Source organism: Flagellimonas sp. CMM7 (genome assembly GCF_021390195.1).
Lineage (GTDB): Bacteria > Bacteroidota > Bacteroidia > Flavobacteriales > Flavobacteriaceae > Flagellimonas.
Genome location: NZ_CP090003.1, coordinates 1,832,512 through 1,851,973 on the forward strand (window position 1 = coordinate 1,832,512; position 19,462 = coordinate 1,851,973).

General features: G+C 38.4%; 16 protein-coding genes and 1 pseudogene. 11 read left to right on the top strand and 6 right to left on the bottom strand.

Annotated elements, in window-relative coordinates; genetic code table 11:
- Positions 1-6: 6 nt before the first annotated feature.
- The gene (locus LV704_RS08455) at positions 7-2,562 is read right to left on the bottom strand and encodes a lipopolysaccharide assembly protein LapB (RefSeq protein ID WP_163420803.1); all 2,556 of its coding nucleotides are present in this window, start codon (positions 2,560-2,562) and stop codon (positions 7-9) included.
- A 114-nt stretch (positions 2,563-2,676) separates the two neighbouring features.
- Positions 2,677-3,690, bottom strand: coding sequence for a GlxA family transcriptional regulator (locus tag LV704_RS08460; protein WP_163420802.1), 1,014 nt, complete (start codon positions 3,688-3,690; stop codon positions 2,677-2,679).
- Between the two features lie 111 nt (positions 3,691-3,801).
- Between LV704_RS08460 and LV704_RS08465 the strand changes: the two genes are divergently transcribed.
- From LV704_RS08465 to LV704_RS08475, 3 genes are read left to right on the top strand one after another with little or no spacing between them, the layout of a single operon-like run.
- The gene (locus tag LV704_RS08465) at positions 3,802-4,119 is read left to right on the top strand and encodes a hypothetical protein (protein ID WP_163420801.1); all 318 of its coding nucleotides are present in this window, start codon (positions 3,802-3,804) and stop codon (positions 4,117-4,119) included.
- On the top strand, positions 4,120-4,779 hold the full coding sequence (locus LV704_RS08470; protein WP_163420800.1) for a DUF2461 domain-containing protein: 660 nt from the start codon (positions 4,120-4,122) through the stop codon (positions 4,777-4,779).
- A 40-nt stretch (positions 4,780-4,819) separates the two neighbouring features.
- Entirely contained in the window at positions 4,820-5,188 is a 369-nt protein-coding gene (locus LV704_RS08475; RefSeq protein ID WP_163420799.1) for a nuclear transport factor 2 family protein, read from the top strand.
- Between the two features lie 98 nt (positions 5,189-5,286).
- Here LV704_RS08475 and LV704_RS08480 read toward each other — a convergent pair whose 3' ends face one another.
- Complete coding sequence (locus LV704_RS08480) at positions 5,287-5,982, bottom strand: ABC transporter ATP-binding protein (protein ID WP_163420798.1); 696 nt, start codon at positions 5,980-5,982, stop codon at positions 5,287-5,289.
- A 36-nt stretch (positions 5,983-6,018) separates the two neighbouring features.
- A complete protein-coding gene (locus LV704_RS08485; protein WP_163420797.1) occupies positions 6,019-7,488 on the bottom strand; it encodes a DUF5687 family protein in 1,470 nt (489 codons plus the stop codon).
- Positions 7,489-7,612: 124 nt separating this feature from the next.
- On the opposite strand from LV704_RS08485, the gene LV704_RS08490 reads away from it, so the two are divergent.
- The gene (locus LV704_RS08490; protein WP_163420796.1) at positions 7,613-8,662 is read left to right on the top strand and encodes a ferredoxin--NADP reductase; all 1,050 of its coding nucleotides are present in this window, start codon (positions 7,613-7,615) and stop codon (positions 8,660-8,662) included.
- Between the two features lie 46 nt (positions 8,663-8,708).
- Here LV704_RS08490 and LV704_RS08495 read toward each other — a convergent pair whose 3' ends face one another.
- Positions 8,709-9,497: a patatin-like phospholipase family protein gene (locus tag LV704_RS08495; protein ID WP_163420795.1), complete on the bottom strand. Its 789-nt coding sequence runs from the start codon at positions 9,495-9,497 to the stop codon at positions 8,709-8,711.
- A 311-nt stretch (positions 9,498-9,808) separates the two neighbouring features.
- Between LV704_RS08495 and LV704_RS08500 the strand changes: the two genes are divergently transcribed.
- The 7 genes and pseudogenes from LV704_RS08500 to arsS all read left to right on the top strand — a co-directional run bounded on the left by LV704_RS08500 (position 9,809) and on the right by arsS (position 18,924).
- Complete coding sequence (locus LV704_RS08500; RefSeq protein ID WP_163420794.1) at positions 9,809-10,507, top strand: DUF2064 domain-containing protein; 699 nt, start codon at positions 9,809-9,811, stop codon at positions 10,505-10,507.
- Between the two features lie 55 nt (positions 10,508-10,562).
- The gene (locus LV704_RS08505) at positions 10,563-13,766 is read left to right on the top strand and encodes a SusC/RagA family TonB-linked outer membrane protein (protein ID WP_163420793.1); all 3,204 of its coding nucleotides are present in this window, start codon (positions 10,563-10,565) and stop codon (positions 13,764-13,766) included.
- A 10-nt stretch (positions 13,767-13,776) separates the two neighbouring features.
- The gene (locus LV704_RS08510; RefSeq protein ID WP_163420792.1) at positions 13,777-15,228 is read left to right on the top strand and encodes a SusD/RagB family nutrient-binding outer membrane lipoprotein; all 1,452 of its coding nucleotides are present in this window, start codon (positions 13,777-13,779) and stop codon (positions 15,226-15,228) included.
- A 16-nt stretch (positions 15,229-15,244) separates the two neighbouring features.
- Positions 15,245-16,585: a sodium:solute symporter gene (locus LV704_RS08515; protein WP_163420791.1), complete on the top strand. Its 1,341-nt coding sequence runs from the start codon at positions 15,245-15,247 to the stop codon at positions 16,583-16,585.
- Positions 16,570-17,205: pseudogene (locus LV704_RS08520) on the top strand (metallophosphoesterase); the annotation flags it as partial. The gene LV704_RS08515 and the pseudogene LV704_RS08520, both read left to right, overlap by 16 nt.
- A gap of 234 nt (positions 17,206-17,439) precedes the next feature.
- Complete coding sequence (locus LV704_RS08525; RefSeq protein ID WP_094999161.1) at positions 17,440-17,775, top strand: arsenosugar biosynthesis-associated peroxidase-like protein; 336 nt, start codon at positions 17,440-17,442, stop codon at positions 17,773-17,775.
- Positions 17,776-17,862: 87 nt separating this feature from the next.
- Complete coding sequence (arsS, locus tag LV704_RS08530) at positions 17,863-18,924, top strand: arsenosugar biosynthesis radical SAM (seleno)protein ArsS (RefSeq protein ID WP_163421840.1); 1,062 nt, start codon at positions 17,863-17,865, stop codon at positions 18,922-18,924.
- Between the two features lie 72 nt (positions 18,925-18,996).
- Here the strand turns inward: arsS and LV704_RS08535 are convergent, their stop codons facing one another.
- Positions 18,997-19,452, bottom strand: coding sequence for a hypothetical protein (locus tag LV704_RS08535; RefSeq protein WP_163420790.1), 456 nt, complete (start codon positions 19,450-19,452; stop codon positions 18,997-18,999).
- Positions 19,453-19,462 lie beyond the last annotated feature (10 nt).

Below are 19,462 nucleotides of genomic sequence, written 5' to 3' on the forward strand. Positions count from 1 at the left end.
TGTGTTCTAGGGTTTTGGGGTTAAAATTTGTTCTTTGTAAGTCTCTAAATTTTTATGGACCTGTATGATTTTGTAATTGTCCGATAAAACTACAAAATTCTCATCTTTGATACGGTAGTCCTTATTCTTTTTTATAAGCTCGGTATAGCCCAGTGCAAAATCTTTGGATTTAAAACCGTGCACCACTACAAATTGGTCTTCTAAATTGTAGATGTCCTTGGATATTATATTCTTGTACTTTAAGTCCTTAATGACTTCTTCTAGTCTCTCTTTAAGTTTCAACGCTTTTTCATTGTCCTTTATTTTAAACTGGAAGACAACTTTCCAATTGCCTGCTCCTGTGGAGCCAATTTCTGGTGAAAATTCTTTAGCCTCCAGCTTTGGCAATTGATCCGCCACCATCTGCTCGGCCTTTTTTCCTTCAGGGTTGTTGGGATAGGTTAATGCCACATAGTTAAGCGCTTCTTTAAAGGATTCAAAACCTTGAAGGCGACCAATGGCATTGGCTTTCAACATTTCAAATTTGGGAACTATTGGATCACCGGTGAATCTGTTAATGTACTCTTGCGATTTTGTTATAACCTGAAGGAATTCTTGCTCCTGATAAAGTTTATACAATGATGCATATCTTGCATCTGGACTATCTGTATTTCCTTCAAGAATAGCTTGTGGGTTCAGAAGAATCTCCGCATAACGCGTATCTGGATGATTGGCAATAATATCCTGCTTCATATTTAAAGCCAAGGGGCTTCCCGTTTCTTCGTAAATTTTAAAGAGGTTGTACTTTGAAGGCAGAATCAATCTTTCTTCTGGACTGGAAACCAATACGCGCTCCAATTTGCCAGCCGCCAGAAAATTATCCTTAAACTTTTCCTTATAAATAAGACCCAATTGATAGTTTGCAAAATTTCTTTCGGTTTTCAAACTATCAATTACGGTAACATCAGTAGGAACTTGTTCCAAATAAAAGTCCAGTGAATATTTTTGTTCGTCGGTAACCTCAGCAGCAGGTTGGCCATTGGCTAAAATATCTTCTCCTGTAGCCTCGGAAGGCAATGCGCGGTTTTTGTTGCTCCATCTCCAATCATCTTCAAGTATGCGATCGCCCCAGCGTGTCTTAAAATCATTTTTACCATATCCTAAGCTGGTGATGTTGTAAAAATAAAATTTGCCCTTATTCTCCTTGCCTCCTTTGGTTTCTGAAAATGCGGCAAAACCTGCTGTTGTTCTTTTCAATTCTTTTTCTGCGGCCTCTTCTTCTTTCCGTTTTAACTCCTCAATATACTCTTCAAAATATGCTTTGCGTTCAGCTTCCGGCATATCATAAACAGTAATAACACTATCGGCATGCTGCACAATGTCCTCATATTTAATAACATCTTCAAGGTTGTCCAGCTTCTTTTTTATTCTGCGGTATTTTCTAGTGTTTTCAGTGAGGTTGGTCAACGTACTGTCATAATAGGCTCCGGCAACTTTATACTCATCTTGATCAAAGTTATAATCCGCTAAACTTTGGTAGTTTAAAGCGTTTAACTTTCTTTCGCCTTGATTTGCTTTAAGTGATTTGTTATAGTATACAATCGCCAAACTATCAGATTGGTTGGCCATATGAAACTGCGCTATCTCTCTATAAATTTTGTCTAAAAAAGGCCTGTTCTCCCTGTTCTCTTCTAAATCCGTCAAATACTCCAATAACTCTTCCCTATTGGTATCTGTGATTTCTGTATTCTGAATTTTCTTTAAATGGGAGTTGATCATATAGACCCTCGGCGATTTTCGATTAAGTGCAATCACTTTGTCAAAAGCATAGTTTGCACTGTCCTTATGTCCCATTTGATTATACAGTTGGCCTATGATGAATAAGTACCGTCCTTTTTCCGAATTTTTTTTGGTGTACCCTTGTGCTATTTTTAGTTTTTGAATAGCAGTATCAGCGGCTTTTAGATTCATATAACATTGAGCCAATACAGCATTGGCATCCGCGTATTCTTGGTCTTTTAGGGTTTCAAACTTGAAGAGTCGTCTTAAATTCTTGATTGCCAACTCTGGATTGTCCAAACGCATATTGGTTTTCTCACGCCATATTGTGGCTTCATTCAACTTGTCGCTTTCTATATATTTTCTAAGAACATAGTTGAAGGACTCTAATGCAGGAATATATCGCTGGTCAAAATATCTTGCCTTACCCAACAGCAAAAAAGCTTCATCAGTCTGGGGATTGCGTTCTTCATCCTTAATGTCCATACTGTGCTTTTGGATAGCCTTAGTGGCTTTTTCCTCTGCAATGATAAAGTTGGGGTTGTTGTTTTCTGAATCCAGTTTAATTTCTTCAGTAACTTCTAAACGTTCTACTGGAAGGATCTCCCAATAATCATCCCTGTAACTGGAGTTCAATTCTTCGCGTCCTTGTTCAAAAGCAATATTACCGTTGTACAGTGTATTATACTTGGTGTTTAGCGCATGCCAATTACGGTTAATGAACTTATCCTTTTTGGTGGAGCAAGCGTTAAAAACCAGTCCCCCTAAAATGGTCGCTATTAAAAGTGTTTTCTGAAGCTTCAAAATTATTGATAATCGTATCTAATCTTAACTTAAAAACGGTCAGATTATTATAAGGCTCATCGGTAAAATGCAATATTTTTTTCTAGTAACGGAAACATTAGCAAAAACAATGTTCTACCAAGCAGTAGGTCTCTCAAAATTCACCCTACCTCTATTGTACTTTGTCTTATACGCTACCGGAGATAGTCCTGCGTATTTTTTGAACACCGTTCTAAACGCTTTTTGATCTGCATAACCCACTTGGTACATGACTTCGTTTACATTTTGCTCCGTGGACTCCAGACTGCGTTTGGCAGCTTCTATTTTTACACGTTGAATATATTCCAAAGGAGTATTTTGGGTCGCTTTTTTAAATCTACGCACAAAATTACGGCTGCTGATAGCATACTTCTGCGCCAACTTTTCTACCGAAATCTTATCTTTTACATTGCTCTCAATATATTTTTGCGCTTCCTTTATCGCAATATCATCATGGTCTTTTTGTCCCTGAAAAATAGCAAACTGGTTCTGATCTACCCGATCCATATCAATTTCAAAAAACTTAGAAATGTAAATAGCCACTCCACGACCACAGTGTTTCTCCACTAAATGTAGCATTAGGTTTAAAAAGGAAAATGCTCCTCCGCTAGAGTAGATTCCATCTTCATCTGTCACAATTTTGTTGGAAACCATATTAACTTGTGGAAACATTTTTTTAAACATTTCCATAGCTGCCCAATGTGTTGCACATTGTTTTCCATCCACCAGCCCCGTTTGTGCCAATACAAAAGCACCCATACACATGCTTGCAACCTCAGCATTATGTTTGTTACGTTGGTGCAAAATCCAAGGAACAAAAGCTTGGTTGCTCTCTAGGTCTTCAGCCAACTTATCTGGTCTTAGCGCGGGTATTAAAATTAAATCCGTTTTTTCAATATCATCAATTGTACTATCACAATGAATACTGAACATACCGTTATATAATGAATAATCATGTTCAAGACCTACTAAATGAGTTTCAAAAAAATCATCGGTTCTTGCTCCCGTCTGTTTTAAAAACTGATTTACTGCCATTAATACCTTAAATGGACCAACAACATTGCTTAAAATGGCATTCCCCTTGGGCACCAAAATACTTACGTGTTTCATTGTCAACGTTTTTAGCACCATAAATGTAGTAGTAATACTTGGCACAATCAACCCTTAAAAGTGTCTTATTCGCCCTTATACCTGCTTGAACTCCTTTTGTAGCTTTGGAATATGGAGTTTGAAAAATTCAAGGAAATTCGTGAGCTATTCTGTTTGAAGCATCCTGAAGTAACCGAGGGAAAAATGATGAGTTCTCCCGCTATTCATTATAAGAACAAAGTGTTTGCATTCTTTTCAAAAAAGGATAAAATGGTATTCAAATTAGGAAAGGGCTATGCTTTGGAAAAGCACAATTTTGAGCTTTCCGAATTCAACCCATTTAAAACTAAAAAACCATTGGCAGGCTGGTATGAAGTTGATTTTGAACATCATGAAAAATGGAAGGAGCTTTCTAAAATAGCCCTAAATCAAATAAAAATTAGCGTATAAATGATTACAAAAGCTCATACTAGTTTTTTTAAAGAACTTGCCAGAAACAATACCAAGGAGTGGTTTCATGCAAACAAAAAGCAATATGAAAATGAAGTGAAAACTCCTTTTTTGGATTTGCTGGATAGTTTGTTGCCCAACTTAACAGAATGGGATGGTCGTATACTTCCAGATGCTAAAAAGGCTATGTTCCGCATTAATAAGGATGTTCGTTTTTCAAAGGATAAAACACCCTATCATACCATTTTAAAAGCTGGTTTTTCACCAAACGGAAAAAAATCCGTTTTGCCTGGTTACTATTTGGGTATTGATGCCGATAGTATTCATGTTGGAGGTGGACTTTTCATGCTAAGACCGCCAGAACTTGCTTTGATCAGAAACCATATTGCCAAAGATATTTTGGCTTTAACTAAAATCGTTGACAAACCATCGTTCATCCAAAATTTTGGGAGGCTTAAAGGAGAAAAGTCCAAACGATTGGATAAAACTTTGCTTCCCTTTGCAGAAAAAACAGACTTAATCTATAACAAACAATTCTATGCCATGGCAGAATTTCCATTGGAGCCTTTTTACAACTCTGATGAATTAAGCAGTGAAATCTTAAACCATTTTAAGGCCATTAAACCATTGAACACTTATTTAAGCCAGGCATTTGACTAATCATTGAGTTTATTTATTAATCATAAAAACAGAGACAAAAATGACAACACAAGAAGTTGCGGACAAATTAGTGAGCCTTTGTAGAGAAGGCAAATACGATCAGGCTTATGGCCTTTACGCCCAAGATGCCGTTAGCGTTGAAATGCCCGGAGTGCCAAACGAAGTAACCGAAGGATTAGACAATATCTTAAAAGGTTTTGAACAGTGGGCCAATAACATTCAAGAAGCACATGGCGGAACTGTTGGAGATGCTATTGTTATGGGCAATCATTTTGTAGTACCCATGACCAGCGATGTTACTTTTAAACAGGGAGGTAGAGTGAATATGGAAGAGCTTTCCATGTATCAGGTAGAAAATGGGAAAATTAAGAAAGCACAATTCTTTTATGACCCTTCAGCCATGTTTTAGATAAGAATATTGTCCGTTCGAGCGCAGTCGAGAATTTTTAAAAGTAGCTATTGCAAGATAGCTCGACTGCGCTCGACGCGACAATTAAATTTTGATAATCATCCTGCAAAAAAGGTTTCCAATTCTTTAAGCGTTTCCGCAGAAGTTTGAATGTCCTTTACAATTTCGCCTTTGTTCAATACAACTATACGCTCACACACCTCAGTAACGTGTTGCAGATCATGACTTGAAACCAAAACGGTTACTTCGTTTTTAGCGGCCAGTTCCTTAATGATACCCTTTAGACGTATCTGCGTAGTAGGATCCAAATTAGCAAAAGGTTCATCCAACACCACTACTTCTGGGTTGCCAATAAAAGAGGCAACTATCCCTGCTTTTTTTTGGTTTCCTTTGGATAGATCACGTAGGTACTTTTTCTGACCTAAAATTTCGCCATGGAAAAAGTCTTCAAAGTTGGACAGTAATGCATCCACATCGGCTTTGTTCCTTCCCCTTAAATCTCCTATAAAATAAAAGTATTCCTCGGGGGTTAAATACCCAATAAGGAAGGTTTCATCAATAAATGAAGATGTAAATGGTTTCCATCCTTCGCTTTTATTCACTTGAACATCGTTGTTTATAATATGACCAGAGGTTGGCTGAATCAAATCCAATAAAAGGCTAAAAAAAGTGGTCTTGCCTGCACCATTGTTCCCCACCAGACCAAAGCTTTGGCCTTTAGGTATTTCCAAAGATTCAATATTCAAGACAGTTTGAGATCCGTATTTTTTGGAAAGGTTTTCCGTTACAATCATCTATATATTCTTTATTTTCACTTTCGTGAATTTTATTTAACTGTTCTTTTCCTTAAAGCCAGCAATCATTCCGTATTTCTTTTTTCTATATTGTTCTGTAATCTTGTCCAGCAGATAATTCTTTAGCGCAAAACCTATAACTCCCAAAAGAGAAAGTGTTATGACCGCAGCTTCCATTGATATGAGATAATAAAGTGCAGTAAAAATTAAAATGGGAAGACCCAGCACCGGCAACATAATCAAAAACTGAGTCGCGCTAGTTCCTTGCATATTGCCAAAGGGGCTTTTATCCAAGTCTATTCTTTTTTTATTGAAAGATCCAAAGAACAGTATCACAGGAATATTTACGCCCAGATTATACAGTGCGCTTCCAAAATTTATGGCCAGGGCATCCCAGCCAAAATAGACATAAGGAATGGTCAGTATAAACATTACCAACACACTAACAGATATAAGAGTTGCTTTGGACTCCAAATATTTTCTAAGTGGTATGTTCTGTGCCATCATCATACTATAGTAACCACTATCCCATGCAGGAATAAATTGCCCAAAATTGCTTAAGAAAATTCCCGTCATGAAGATTCCCAAAAAAGCAAACATCGGAATCATGTTGGCATAAACCTCTTGGGTATAAAATATTAAACCGTAAAACACAAAAAGGAGGGAAATAAAAACTTGGGCTTTGGTTCTTTTGTTGCGCCAAATCATTTTAAGGTCTAATTGTAAAAAAGTGCCCATGTCACCAAAGCGTTTTGTCCATGACAAATCGGACGTCTTTACCTCTTTCGTTTTGGACTTTAAAGAAGCATCCAAAAAGAGTTTGTTTTTAAGGAGTCTATAATTTAAAGCATATGCCAAGATGGACAGCCCCAGGGGTATTAGTAGAGTAATGGGGTATTGATACAATCCGTGAAAAATAGGTCCAAAAAATTCTTTTACGGGTAATAATTGAAAATAATCGAGTCCATATAGGACAACTATAATGCCTCCAATAATTCCCAATGCCTTGTCACTTTTGTTAACAAGAAAATTGACATAGTTGATGCACAGCACTATAGAGAAAATTGACACAAGCCATAACACTACATTCAAAACAGGATATCCATTAAACAAAAGCACAATGCCAAAAGGGATAAAAAAGAAAAGTGCCAACAAATTGTAACCAGACACACCTGACCTGCCCAATATATAATGTGCTATGGTGCTTTTTTTAATCGGAATCAACAATAGTGGTTTAATGTCCATCACCGGAAGCTTCTGCAAAAAATACCTAAAAAGCAGTTCTATTAGGACCCAATAAACCAAATACCCACTAAGTACCCACATTGGAGATTGGTCTGGAAAGGTTTTTCTAAGGATTTCATATAGAAACCCTCCAACAAACACCAAGGCCCCGATCATGTAAATACCAAAAAAAAACATTACAATCTTCAGTGCCAACCCCTTCCTAAATGAAGAGGATCTAAAAAAAGATTTCCATTGAAGATTGATGAAACGTTTAAACATGGGCTGGTGATTTTCTAGATGTTTGTACCTAAAATACTTGATTTGTTACAAAAGGAACGCTTTTTTTAAAATCTGCCTTTCAAAATTACATGAATGCTTAGTTTTGCAAAAAAATTGATATTCCATGAATGACTTTCATGCATTAAAGATTGCTGCAGTTGATACCTTAACTCCAAATGCAGTAGCGCTTACTTTTGAAGTTCCCGAAAACCTTAAAAACGTCTTTGCTTTTACTGCAGGTCAGTACATTACCATAAAACATAAAGTTGATGGAAAAGAATTGCGCAGGGCATATTCCATTTCTTCAGCTCCATCTTCCGGAAAACTTACCGTTGGCATTAAAAAAATGCCAAAAGGCACATTTTCTGTTTATGCAAATGAACGCATTAAAGCAGGAGACGTTTTAGAAGTTATGCCTCCGGAAGGGCGATTTGTTTTTGAAAGTGTTTCTGAAGCTAAAAACGTGGCGGCATTCGCTGCGGGAAGCGGAATAACTCCTATTATGAGCATTGCTCAAACCGTTTTGGAAAGTCATGCAGAAAGTACTTTTGTTTTGGTATTTGGAAACCAATCTCCTGAAGAAACCATGTACCTAAAGGCCGTACAAGAGCTTCAAGATAAATACACCAATAGATTTTTTGTTGAATATATCTATAGTCGTTCGCAAGCAGAAAATGCGCTGTTTGGTAGAATTGAAACCTCAACGGTGAATTTTGTAATCAAAAATAAGTTCAAGGATGTTTCTTTTGATGTCTTCTATTTATGTGGTCCAGAAGAAATGATTACCACAGTTTCCGATACCCTAAAAAATAATGGGATCTCTGAAGAGAAAGTCTTGTTTGAACTGTTCACAAGTCCTGATACGGAAGATACGTTGGCAGAAGAATTGGATGGTAAAACAAAGGTTGAAGTACTTGTAGACGACGAGACCTTTTCTATTACTATGGATAAGAAAGAATTGGTGCTTGATGCCGTTCTTAAGCAGGATATTAATGCTCCCTATTCCTGTCAAGGTGGAGTGTGCAGTAGTTGTATTGCAAGGATTACTGAGGGGAAAGCCGAAATGGTCAAAAACCAAATACTAACGGATGGGGAAGTTGCAGAAGGATTGGTTTTAACATGCCAGGCACATCCTTTGACCCCAACACTTAAGGTTGATTATGATGATGTGTAAATAATTGAAAGCCGCGTCGAATCTGCTGTAAATTTTCTATTTCATTTTACTTTTTTGCTTTTAATTGCCCTTCTATGGCTCTACTGCCATGGTCGTAACCAATTGTAAAAGCTTTTTGAATACCCTTTTTATCGAGGAACCCTATTTTCTCTAATGCTTTGGGCTCAATAAACAAATCACATTCTTGTAGTTTTTGGTGACATGAGGCATAAATCATCAAGCCTGTAACACGTCCCGCCAATTGAAGGGAATTTCTAAGGTCTTTCTTTTGTACTTCTCCAGCTATAGAAACATTGCTTCCAATAATAAAATCAGCCCTCCCATCTACGTACTCTTTGGGAAAATTGTTCATTACCCCTCCATCTGCGTATAGGGTTCTGTTTATTTCAACGGGGCTAAATACTGGAGTTAGGGCCGCAGAGGCCAACAAAGGTTTAATAAGCGTCCCTTTATAAAATACTTTTTCCTCTCCTTTGAGCAAATCGGTAGCCACGACATATAGAGGCTTTTCTAAACCTTCAAAGGAGTTTTGGGGGAAATAACTTTTAAAAATATTAAAATACCTTTCGGTATCTATAAAGCCAGGTTTACTAATTGCAAAGAAATTATATTGGAACAAGGGAGTGTCCTTAAAAAACTGTAACATATCCTCCACGGAGTTTCCATTTGCATATAAAGCACCTACCAAGGCGCCCACACTAGAACCTGCTATTACTTTAGCATCCAGTCCAAATTCCTTCATGGCTTTTATCAATCCAATATGAGCCATTCCACGAATTCCTCCTCCCGAAAGAACCATTCCTATAGATTTTGCTCCGGTAATTGTTGTGTTCATGAGATAAGTAGATTAAAAGCATTGCAAATTTAGTCTCTAGAGGCTAAAACCAAGGTTTTACAATTGTTTTTTAAGAGAACATTACCGACTTGCCAGTCTGTTACCTCCAAATATGATCATCATTTAGACAGTTCGTCGATCCCTCTTCGATTTTAATCTTTACTTATTGATATGCATCCAATTCCAAAACCGACTAGCCGGTCGGAATGTTAAAATTGACATTTATCAAAGAAAAATGTAATCTCTAACCCTCCTTTTCGACCAAAGCCTAGATAGATATTTATCGTAAGTTTACGATAGTATAGTAAACCTTGAAAAACACTTTCTCAAAAGAAACGGCAATCTTGATTTTTGCGAATTCCGCAGTTGCGGAAACTCGCCATAAAAAGACTGTGGCAAATTTAGATTTGTTCCGTGCATTAAATGAGCGCGCGGTTAAAACTGCCAAAGCTTCCGCATTACCTTATTTCCACTTTACCGAAAAAGAACAACAGGGCACAACTTTTGGAGAACGTTTTTCCAATGCCATCCAAGCAATTTATGACAAGGGCTATAAAAATGTTATTACCATTGGTAATGATAGCCCTCAATTAAAGGCCTCGCATATTATTGAGGCTGAAAAGCAATTACAACTTGGTAAAACCGTACTAGGACCTTCTTCTGATGGTGGTTTTTATCTGATGGGGCTCCATCATTCAAATTTTGACCCAACCTTATTTCTAAGATTGCCTTGGCAACGTTTTGGGCTTTTCAATAAGATTTCCCAATTATTTGAAAGTTATGATTCGCATCTATATAGGCTTCCTGTTTTACACGATATTGATACAGTAGCAGATATCAGGACCTTATTAAACTTTTCCAAAACGGTTGGTTCTTCCATTTTAAAAATTCTAGATTCCTTCATAAAAAGGAGTGTTCGTATTGTTTCCAAAAACGTTCAAATACTCCAACATCATTTTACCTCTCTTCATTTTAACAAGGGTTCACCTGTCTTGATGCAATTTTCCTAAGCATTAATAAGTAGTGACATTTCTGTCATGCAAAGACTAACGATTAAACCCATAAATGAAATATATTTTATTGGCCATGGCGTTGCTCATTGGAGTGAGCCATCAAGCACAACAAACCATCTCTGGTAAGGTTACGGATGTAAACAATGTCCCTGTTCCCTTTGTCAACATTATTTTGGTTGGCACAGCAACAGGCACAACTACTAATCAGCAAGGAAACTATTCTATTGATATTCCTGCTTCTTCATCCGTTCTTGAATTTTCTGTTCTAGGATACCAAACGCAAACCATCACCATAAACAATAGGACAACAATCAATGTTCAACTTATTGAATCCTCCGAACAATTAGAAGAAGTGGTATTGACCGCTTTAGGTTTAAAAAGGGAAACCAAAGAGTTAGGTTATGTAGTACAAAGCCTTGATACTAAAGGTGTCACAGAAGTAAAGGCCGTTAATTTTCTGGATAATTTAGCAGGGAAACTGGCTGGTGTAACTATTAGTCAAGGCGCAACGGGAGTTGGTTCCACTTCGCGAATTAGTATTCGAGGTGAAGCTTCTTTCTCTAACAACAATCCGTTGTTCGTGGTGGATGGAGTGCCCATAAATAACAATTCCGTTTTTAATTTTACCAATGAGGCCGCCGCAGGTTTTCAAGAGGTTGATTTTGGTAATGGTGCCATGGAGGTAAACCCAGACGATATTGCCGAAGTTTCGGTGCTTAAGGGTCCAAGTGCCGCTGCACTTTATGGAACGCGAGCAGCCAACGGTGTTATTGTTATAGAAACCAAAGATGGCTCAAAAAGCAAAGGTCTTGGCATCAGTTATAATACCAGTTTTTTTGTGGACTCTGCTTTTAAGTTACCTGAATTTCAGAATCAATACGGACAAGGACAGTCCGGAGTGTTTGAATTTGTTGATGGGCTAGGAGGTGGAACTAGTGATAATATTACCTATAGTTGGGGGCCAAGGCTGGATGTTGGTAACCTCATTCCGCAGTTTGATAGCCCCGTTACCCTGCCGGATGGAACTGTGGTAAGGGGAGGTGACACTTCATTATATAATGGGTTGCCCATTACTCCCACCGAGTTTCGTTCAAATCCTGATAATTTGAAGGATCTTTATGAAACCGGAACAACTTTCATCAATAATCTAGCAATTTCATCTGCTTTTGACAAAGGAAACTTTCGTCTTTCATTTACAGATTTACGCAGTGAGTCCATTATTCCAGGTGTCAACTTGGATAGACAGACAATAAGTGCCAGACTTACTTTTAAGCCAACGGAAAAACTGCTTATCAATTCATCCATCAGTTACGTAAACTCGCAAAGTGATAACAGACCATCTAGTGGTTACGGCTCTGAAAATGTGAATTACTCTTTAGTTGCATGGGGGCCTCGCTCCTTAAATATTGATAGTCTTAGGGATTATTGGCAACCTGGCCTGGAAGGTGTACAGCAATTTTCATACAACTATACTTTCTTTGATAATCCGTTTTTCATCCTGTTTGAAAATAGAAACTCATTCAATAGAGATAGGGTATTTGGCAATGTTTCCGCTTCCTATGATATTTCCGATAACATAACCGCCACCATTAGGACAGGTATGGATTATTCTGATGAGCTTCGCCAATTTAGGCGCTCCTTTAGTTCCAACCGCTTTGCCAATGGAGGGTATGCCGAGCATGATGTGTTCTACAGAGAAATCAATACCGATTTCTTGTTAAATTATAACAACACCTTTGGTGACTTTAAAGTTGATGTTTCCCTTGGCGGAAATCGTTTGGACCAAAAAGCGTTCACCTCACAATCGCAAGCAACCAGTTTGGCACAACCCGGTATTTTTAGGCTATCAAATGCTGCATCTCCTCTCGAGGTTTTCGAATTTGAGTCCAACAAACGTATCAATAGTTTTTATGGTCTGGCAAAGTTTGGCTACAAAGATTTCCTCTTTTTGGACATCACAGGGCGCAACGATTGGTCGAGCGCATTGGCCACACCATTTTCTGTAGATAACACTTCGTTCTTTTACCCATCGGTCTCCAGTAGTTTTATTCTTTCGGAAGTAATTGAATTGCCTCAAGCCGTTTCATTTGCAAAACTACGTGCTAGCTGGGCCCAGGTTGGGAATGACACAAACCCCTATCAAACTACAGGGGCTTTTGTAGCGCAAACCCCATTTAATGGGCAACCTACTTTTAGTGATCAGAATGTCATAGCAAACCCTAATCTAAGACCAGAACAGACCTCTTCTTTTGAAGTTGGAGCAGATGTTCGGTTGTTTGGAGATCGGTTGAATTTTGACATCTCATATTACAATGCGGTTACAAAGGATCAAATTATTTCTTTACCTATTGGCATTTCGTCAGGTTTTACCCAGCAAGTCGTCAATGGTGGTAGGGTACGGTCCAAAGGACTTGAGATTATAGCCGGTCTTACCCCAATCAGCAATGAAAACTTTAGCTGGAACAGCACCTTCAATTTTAGTAGAAACCGGGCCACTGTAGAAGATTTGCCGCAAGAAGCGGGTCGATTGACTTTGGCTTTTTCCAGAATCTATGACAGTCAAAACCAAACGGTATTTTTACAGGTTGAAGAAGGCGGTAGGATCGGTGACCTATACGGAACAGGGTATTTAAAAAATGATAATGGCGATTTCATTTTAACTGATGAGGGTCGATTTATTCCTGATAACACATTGCAAAAATTAGGGAATAACAATCCAGATTTTATGTTGGGTTTCAACAATCAATTTCAATACAAGAATTGGGATTTAGGTTTTCTGTTGGATTGGCGCCAGGGCGGAATCATTGTATCTAGGACCAGAGCATTAGGTAATGTTGGTGGGCAATTGGCAGAAACCGCATTTAGACCTGAAGAAGGCATTGTTCCAAACGGAGTGGTGAATGTAGGAACCACAGAAAATCCTGTTTTTGAACAAAACACCGTTGCAGTTTCCGCAGAAAGTTATTACAGGCAGTTTTTTGACCGAAACCATGAAGAAAACAATGTCTACGATGCTTCTTTTTTAAAGCTAAGGCAGGTATCCATTGGGTACACGTTCAAAAGTTTTCAATTGTTCCAAAATGATGCGAGCTTAAGACTATCCCTAATTGGCCGTAACCTTTTTGCCATAACAGAAAACCCACATTTTGACCCAGAGCAGTTTGCCGTGCAAGGAAACAGTTTTGTTGGAGGAGTAGAAGATTTATCCTATGCCACATCAAGAAGTATTGGATTTAAAGCCGGGTTTAATTTTTAAGATGAAGAATATGAAAAACACATATAAAACAATAACATCTTTAGTTTTGGCTTTGTTACTTGTTGCTTCATGTACCAAAGATTTTGAAGAAATAAACACCAATCCCAATCAGCCTTTGTCTGTACAACCAAGTTTGTTGCTTAGACAGGTTATCTATGACTATGGAGAGCAAATGTCTTATGAAGGATTTACTGCTGGTAATCTTCTAGGGCAATATACTACAGCTCTGGATTTCAATCTTTTTGATCGCCACGATTTAAAATCGCCGCAATTGGGAGGTAACCCATGGCCTATATTTTTCCAAAACCTAAGGGATAATGAAAGTATAATCCAATTGGCAATGGAAAACGAGACCTTTGCTGTGTACGAAGGCCCTTCCCGGATTCTAAAAGCATATATGGCGGCGGCACTTACAGACCTTTTTGGGGATGTCCCCTATTTTGAAGCATTTAGAGGAAAAGAAGGAACAGTTACCCCTATTTATGATTCCCAAGAAACCATTTATACTGGTGATGATGGAATTTTGGACAACCTAAACAAAGGTATTGCTGCTTTGGAAAATTATTCTGGAAGTATTTCTCTGGAAGGAGATATTCTTTTTAATGGAGATTTAGAGGGATGGATTCGTTTTGCGAATTCCCTTCGGATAAAATCCTTAATGCGAATTTCAAATCAAACAGATGTTTCCAACGATTTACAGTCGATTTTTACAAGCGGAAGTTTTATAGCTGTGAATGCTGAAAATGCCATTTTCAATTTTACGGATGGCGAGCCTAATAATTTCCGTTTGGCAAGATTGCGTATTGGCGACTTTAACAATTTTGTCCTATCAGAAACTATGGAAGAGGTTCTTGTTGGGTTTAACGATCCAAGAATTGAAACACTTTTTAGACCTTTTAGCAACAGTGATTCAGGGGAGTTCAATGGATTGCTCAATGGTATTGATGCTACTCAAAATGCTGCAGTATTGGCTGATTTTTCTCTGGCAGGAACCGTTTTTAGGGAAAACACAGGACAATTGGACGCCAATTTTATAACAAGCTGGGAAACTCATTTTCTTTTGGCGGAAGCAGCAGAACGGGGTTTGATTACGGCAGACCCGCAACAACTTTATGAGATAGGAGTAACACAGGCTTTCGAATATTGGCAAGTGGATCTTCCTGCGGATTACTTAACTAGCAGTGCGCCTTACGGCACAGGTGGAGATACCTCGATTCAGCAAATCATCACTCAAAAATGGATTGCAAATATCATCAATGGTTATGAAGGTTGGATTGAGTACCGCAGAACTGGCTTTCCACAGTTAAAGACGATATCCGCAAGTTTAAACAATGATATCATTCCTGTTCGCATGCCTTATCCAGCTGAAGAAGAAGCGCTCAATAGTGTTAACTATGCAGATGCAGCTTCAAGAACAGATGGAAATAGTATAAACGTTCCTGTTTGGTGGGACAATAATTAGTAATTAAGAGAAGTAAATGACTGAGGCAATTTTTTGGCAATGGAGTTTGGTAATAGCATCTAGCTTGGTGCTGTTCCTAATCTCTCCTTTGGCTAAAAATACCAATCAGTTTTTTAATGCTGTTTATCAAAAAAAGACCCCTAACAGCTTTGTGCTTATGGGGTCTTTGGTCATTTCATGGATCTTTGCAAAAAGTATAACCAATGCCGCCAATCTAGGTTTGGAATTTGGTATAGTTGGGGGCGCAGCCTACGCTGCATATTATCTCTCTTTTGCCGTAGCAGGTATTGTTATTTATAGAATGCGAAAGTCTGGAGGTTTTAAAAGCATTCACCATTTTCTTATTTCAAAATTTGGAAAAACCGCGGTAGCTGTCTTTTCAATTTTAATTACCATTCGTTTGTTCAATGAGGTTTGGAGCAATACAATGGTAATCGGTTCTTATTTTGGGGATATGGGCTCTACGCCATATTACTTATCCATATTGGTTTTTACCGTGTTGACCTTGGCCTATGCCCTAAAAGGGGGATTGAGCAGCTCCATCTTTACGGACAGCATTCAAATGGTGTTGTTCTCCATATTGCTTCTAGTGATTTTATGGAATGTTTTTGCCGCAGATAGCACCTTTTCTGGAGGAACGGTGATAACCTCAGGGGTTTGGTCTTTTGAAACTGGGCTCAATTTGCTTTTTGCTGCGGTCCTTCAATCGTTTAGTTATCCTTTTCATGATCCTGTATTAACAGATAGGGGGTTTTTAAGTTCTCATAAGATTACATTAAAGAGTTTTTTATGGGCCAGTATTATTGGAGGGTTATGTATTGTTTTATTTAGCATTATTGGTGTCTACGCACAGCATCAGGGCTTTGCAGGTCAGGCTGCCGTTGTTGTAGGCCAGTCCTTTGGCATTGTTATTTTATTGGTCATCAACTTTATCATGATCACTTCGGCGGCATCAACGTTGGATTCTACCTTTTCATCTTTTTCAAAATTACTTTCAATAGACCTGCAGCTTGGAAACAGTTTAACTTTTGGGCGCATTGCAATGGTATTGATTGCGTTCTTAGGAACAATTCCCGTTTTTTTGGATGCTGAAATTCTTTCGGCTACTACTATCAGTGGGACTATGGTCATAGGATTGACACCCGTTTTTATGTTTTGGAAGAAATCACCTCCTAAAATAAGTTTTCATTTAAGTGTTTTCTGCGGGTTGCTATTTGGCTTTTTATTGATTTTTGACTGGTTTCCCAAATCATTGATTTTTACCACAGGAAAGTATGCAGATTTGCTTTGGATTAATTTCTGGGGCATTCTATGTTGTATCACCTTATATTTGACGCCTTTATGGATAAAGAAATAAAACATATCGGCACAAAAAGTGGAAAGCTGTTGCTCTTTGGTGGGGTCTACAGCAACCTTCAAGCGTTGGAACAATTGATATCCATAGCAAAAACAGAAGGGGTTACTCCTGAAAATTGTATTTGTACCGGAGATATCACAGGGTATTGTGCCCAACCGGAAGAAACTATAACCGCTTTTAAGAATTGGGGCGCCTTGAGCATTACTGGCAACGTGGAATTACAGCTGGCCAATGATAGCGAAGATTGCGGATGCGATTTTAAAGCAGGTGGCAGATGTGATAGTTTTTCCAAAATGTGGTTCCCCTTCACCAAAGCACATCTATCAGAATCATCCTTGGAATGGATTTCCCATCTTCCGGAATTTATCACTTTTGACTATAGCGGTAAAAAGGTGACTGTGGTACATGGCAGTTATGAAAATGTTTCGGAATTCATTTTTGAATCCACTTCAGAAAACATTAAAAAAGATTGCTTGGAACAAACCAAAAGCGATGTGGTTATCGCCGGACATTGTGGATTACCGTTTAGTCAAGCCATTGGCAACAAATTTTGGTTAAACCCTGGCGTTATTGGTATGCCGGCCAATGATGGTACCCAACGGGTATGGTATATGCTTTTGGAAATTGAAAACGGTGAATTAAAATATACTCATCGGTCTTTTGAATATGATTATCAGGCAGCACAACAATCAATGTACAAAAACCATCTGCCCGAGGCATATGCAGATACACTGGCTTCCGGTATTTGGGACAATATGGAAATCCTCCCCGAGCTGGAAAAAATGGGTCAGGGCATTCCAATTAATTTTGATAACAATTCAATACAAAATAAAGAACCTAAAACACCTAAAAAGATGGCAGATTCGTATTACGACCCTAAGGACTTAAGAAAATTTGGGAAAATCACTGAATGGAGCGAGGAACTCGGAACCAAATTCTTTGACTATTATGGTAAGGTTTTCGAAGAAGGTGCACTAAGTGCAAGAGAGAAGTCTTTGATTGCCTTGGCAGTATCTCATGTAGTTAAGTGTCCTTATTGTATAGATGCCTATACAAAGGACGGTTTACAAAAAGGCATCACCAAAGAAGAAATGATGGAAGCCGTGCATGTAGGAGCAGCCATTGAAAGTGGTGCTACCTTGGTACATGGCGTGCAGATGATGAACAAATACAATAAACTATCAATGTAAAGGCGGAATCCAATTCAAAACAAGAATTGTGTCTTCTACTTTATAGCTATAAAATAATGCGTTATGAGTGAAAGCATATTACCTCAAATGAAAAAGGCCAAAAAGTCCATGAAAGCTCAAGAAAATGAGTTGGCTGCAATCAATAAGCAATTAGAAATTCTTAATGGTGGCGTTTTTGCAGATGGTGAGCTTCCTTATTTTAAGGATAAAATTGCAGAAATAGGGCATTTTCCGTTACGCCCCAATAAGTTGGAAATTCTACAGATCAATGTTGGTTATATGTGTAACCAGGTTTGTGAACATTGCCATGTAGATGCAGGACCTGACCGTAAGGAAATCATGACGCGTAAAACGATGCAGCAGTGTTTGGAAGTCATTAAAAATACAGGGGCGCATACCTTGGACCTTACCGGTGGGGCACCAGAGATGAATCCAGATTTTAGATGGTTTGTGGAAGAAGCGGCCAAAGCTGGAATCAAAGATTTTATTGTTCGTTCCAACCTAACCATTATCCGTGCGAACAAGAAGTATTACGATTTACCAGACTTCTTTAAAAAGCACAATGTTCATGTAATTTCTTCCATGCCGCATTATACCCGTGGCAAAACCGATAAGCAGCGTGGGGACGGGGTTTTTGATAAATCGATAAAAGCCTTGCAAGAATTAAATGCCAGAGGATACGGCATGCCTGGCAGTTCTTTACGTTTGGATTTAGTCTATAACCCATCTGGTGCTTATTTGCCCGGAGACCAAATGGCGATGGAAAAAGATTTTAAAAAGGCTTTGGACGAAGATTTTGGAATTCAGTTCCACAACTTATTTGCCATTACCAATCTGCCTATTGCCCGTTTTCTAGATTACTTAGTCGCCTCTGAAAATTATGAAGATTATATGTACGCCCTGGTTGAAGCCTATAACCCGGCCGCGGTGGCGAATGTAATGTGCACCAACACTATTTCCATAAGCTGGGATGGTTGGTTGTATGATTGTGATTTTAACCAAATGCTGGACCTTAAGGTCGCCAGTAAAGTAAAGCACATTAAAGACTATAATGAAGATATCTTAAACGATAGGAACATTATCATTTCGCAACATTGTTATGGGTGTACCGCAGGCGCGGGGAGTAGTTGTCAGGGGACGGTGGCTTAGTGTTGTAAATAGAACTTGGCTTAAAGAGAGTTTGCACGAGTTATAAACTCGTGCCAGCGAGGGGCTTTTTCATTACAACATTCGGATTGAACTGATATACGTCCAAACAATAAACAGCACTTGCAATGGTATTCTGAACCATAAATACGTAAGTCCATGACCGTCAAAGGTTCCTTTTTGATAGTTTATATGATGCATGGTAGCATAAATATTCGCTGGTAACATCAATACGAGAAAAACAATCAAAGTCCATCCACTAATCACTTTTAGTTTAGGGATAAGCAAGCCAATGGCCAAAAGGAATTCAAAGAGTCCGGTGAGGTGAACAAAGCTTATCTTGAATGGAATAGGTTCAGGTATCATCATAGACATACCTTTGGTATAGACAAAATGTCCCATAGCCGTAAAACACAACATGATGGATAGGGCTATTCTTGCCGATAGCGCAAAATCATATTGCTTGTTCACAATTCTCACCACAAAAATGGCAATCACAAAGCTGGATAGAAGTACGAGTAATGGTTTCATAAGGTCTTGC

Coding starts and splice junctions, on each gene's coding strand:
- LV704_RS08510 (WP_163420792.1), top strand. CDS start 13,777: ATGAAAAACACATATAAAACAATAACATCTTTAGTTTTGGCTTTGTTA.
- LV704_RS08505 (WP_163420793.1), top strand. CDS start 10,563: ATGAAATATATTTTATTGGCCATGGCGTTGCTCATTGGAGTGAGCCAT.
- LV704_RS08525 (WP_094999161.1), top strand. CDS start 17,440: ATGGCAGATTCGTATTACGACCCTAAGGACTTAAGAAAATTTGGGAAA.
- LV704_RS08480 (WP_163420798.1), bottom strand. CDS start 5,982: ATGATTGTAACGGAAAACCTTTCCAAAAAATACGGATCTCAAACTGTC.
- LV704_RS08490 (WP_163420796.1), top strand. CDS start 7,613: ATGAATGACTTTCATGCATTAAAGATTGCTGCAGTTGATACCTTAACT.
- LV704_RS08460 (WP_163420802.1), bottom strand. CDS start 3,690: ATGAAACACGTAAGTATTTTGGTGCCCAAGGGGAATGCCATTTTAAGC.
- LV704_RS08465 (WP_163420801.1), top strand. CDS start 3,802: ATGGAGTTTGAAAAATTCAAGGAAATTCGTGAGCTATTCTGTTTGAAG.
- LV704_RS08515 (WP_163420791.1), top strand. CDS start 15,245: ATGACTGAGGCAATTTTTTGGCAATGGAGTTTGGTAATAGCATCTAGC.
- LV704_RS08535 (WP_163420790.1), bottom strand. CDS start 19,452: ATGAAACCATTACTCGTACTTCTATCCAGCTTTGTGATTGCCATTTTT.
- LV704_RS08495 (WP_163420795.1), bottom strand. CDS start 9,497: ATGAACACAACAATTACCGGAGCAAAATCTATAGGAATGGTTCTTTCG.
- arsS (WP_163421840.1), top strand. CDS start 17,863: ATGAAAAAGGCCAAAAAGTCCATGAAAGCTCAAGAAAATGAGTTGGCT.
- LV704_RS08475 (WP_163420799.1), top strand. CDS start 4,820: ATGACAACACAAGAAGTTGCGGACAAATTAGTGAGCCTTTGTAGAGAA.
- LV704_RS08485 (WP_163420797.1), bottom strand. CDS start 7,488: ATGTTTAAACGTTTCATCAATCTTCAATGGAAATCTTTTTTTAGATCC.
- LV704_RS08470 (WP_163420800.1), top strand. CDS start 4,120: ATGATTACAAAAGCTCATACTAGTTTTTTTAAAGAACTTGCCAGAAAC.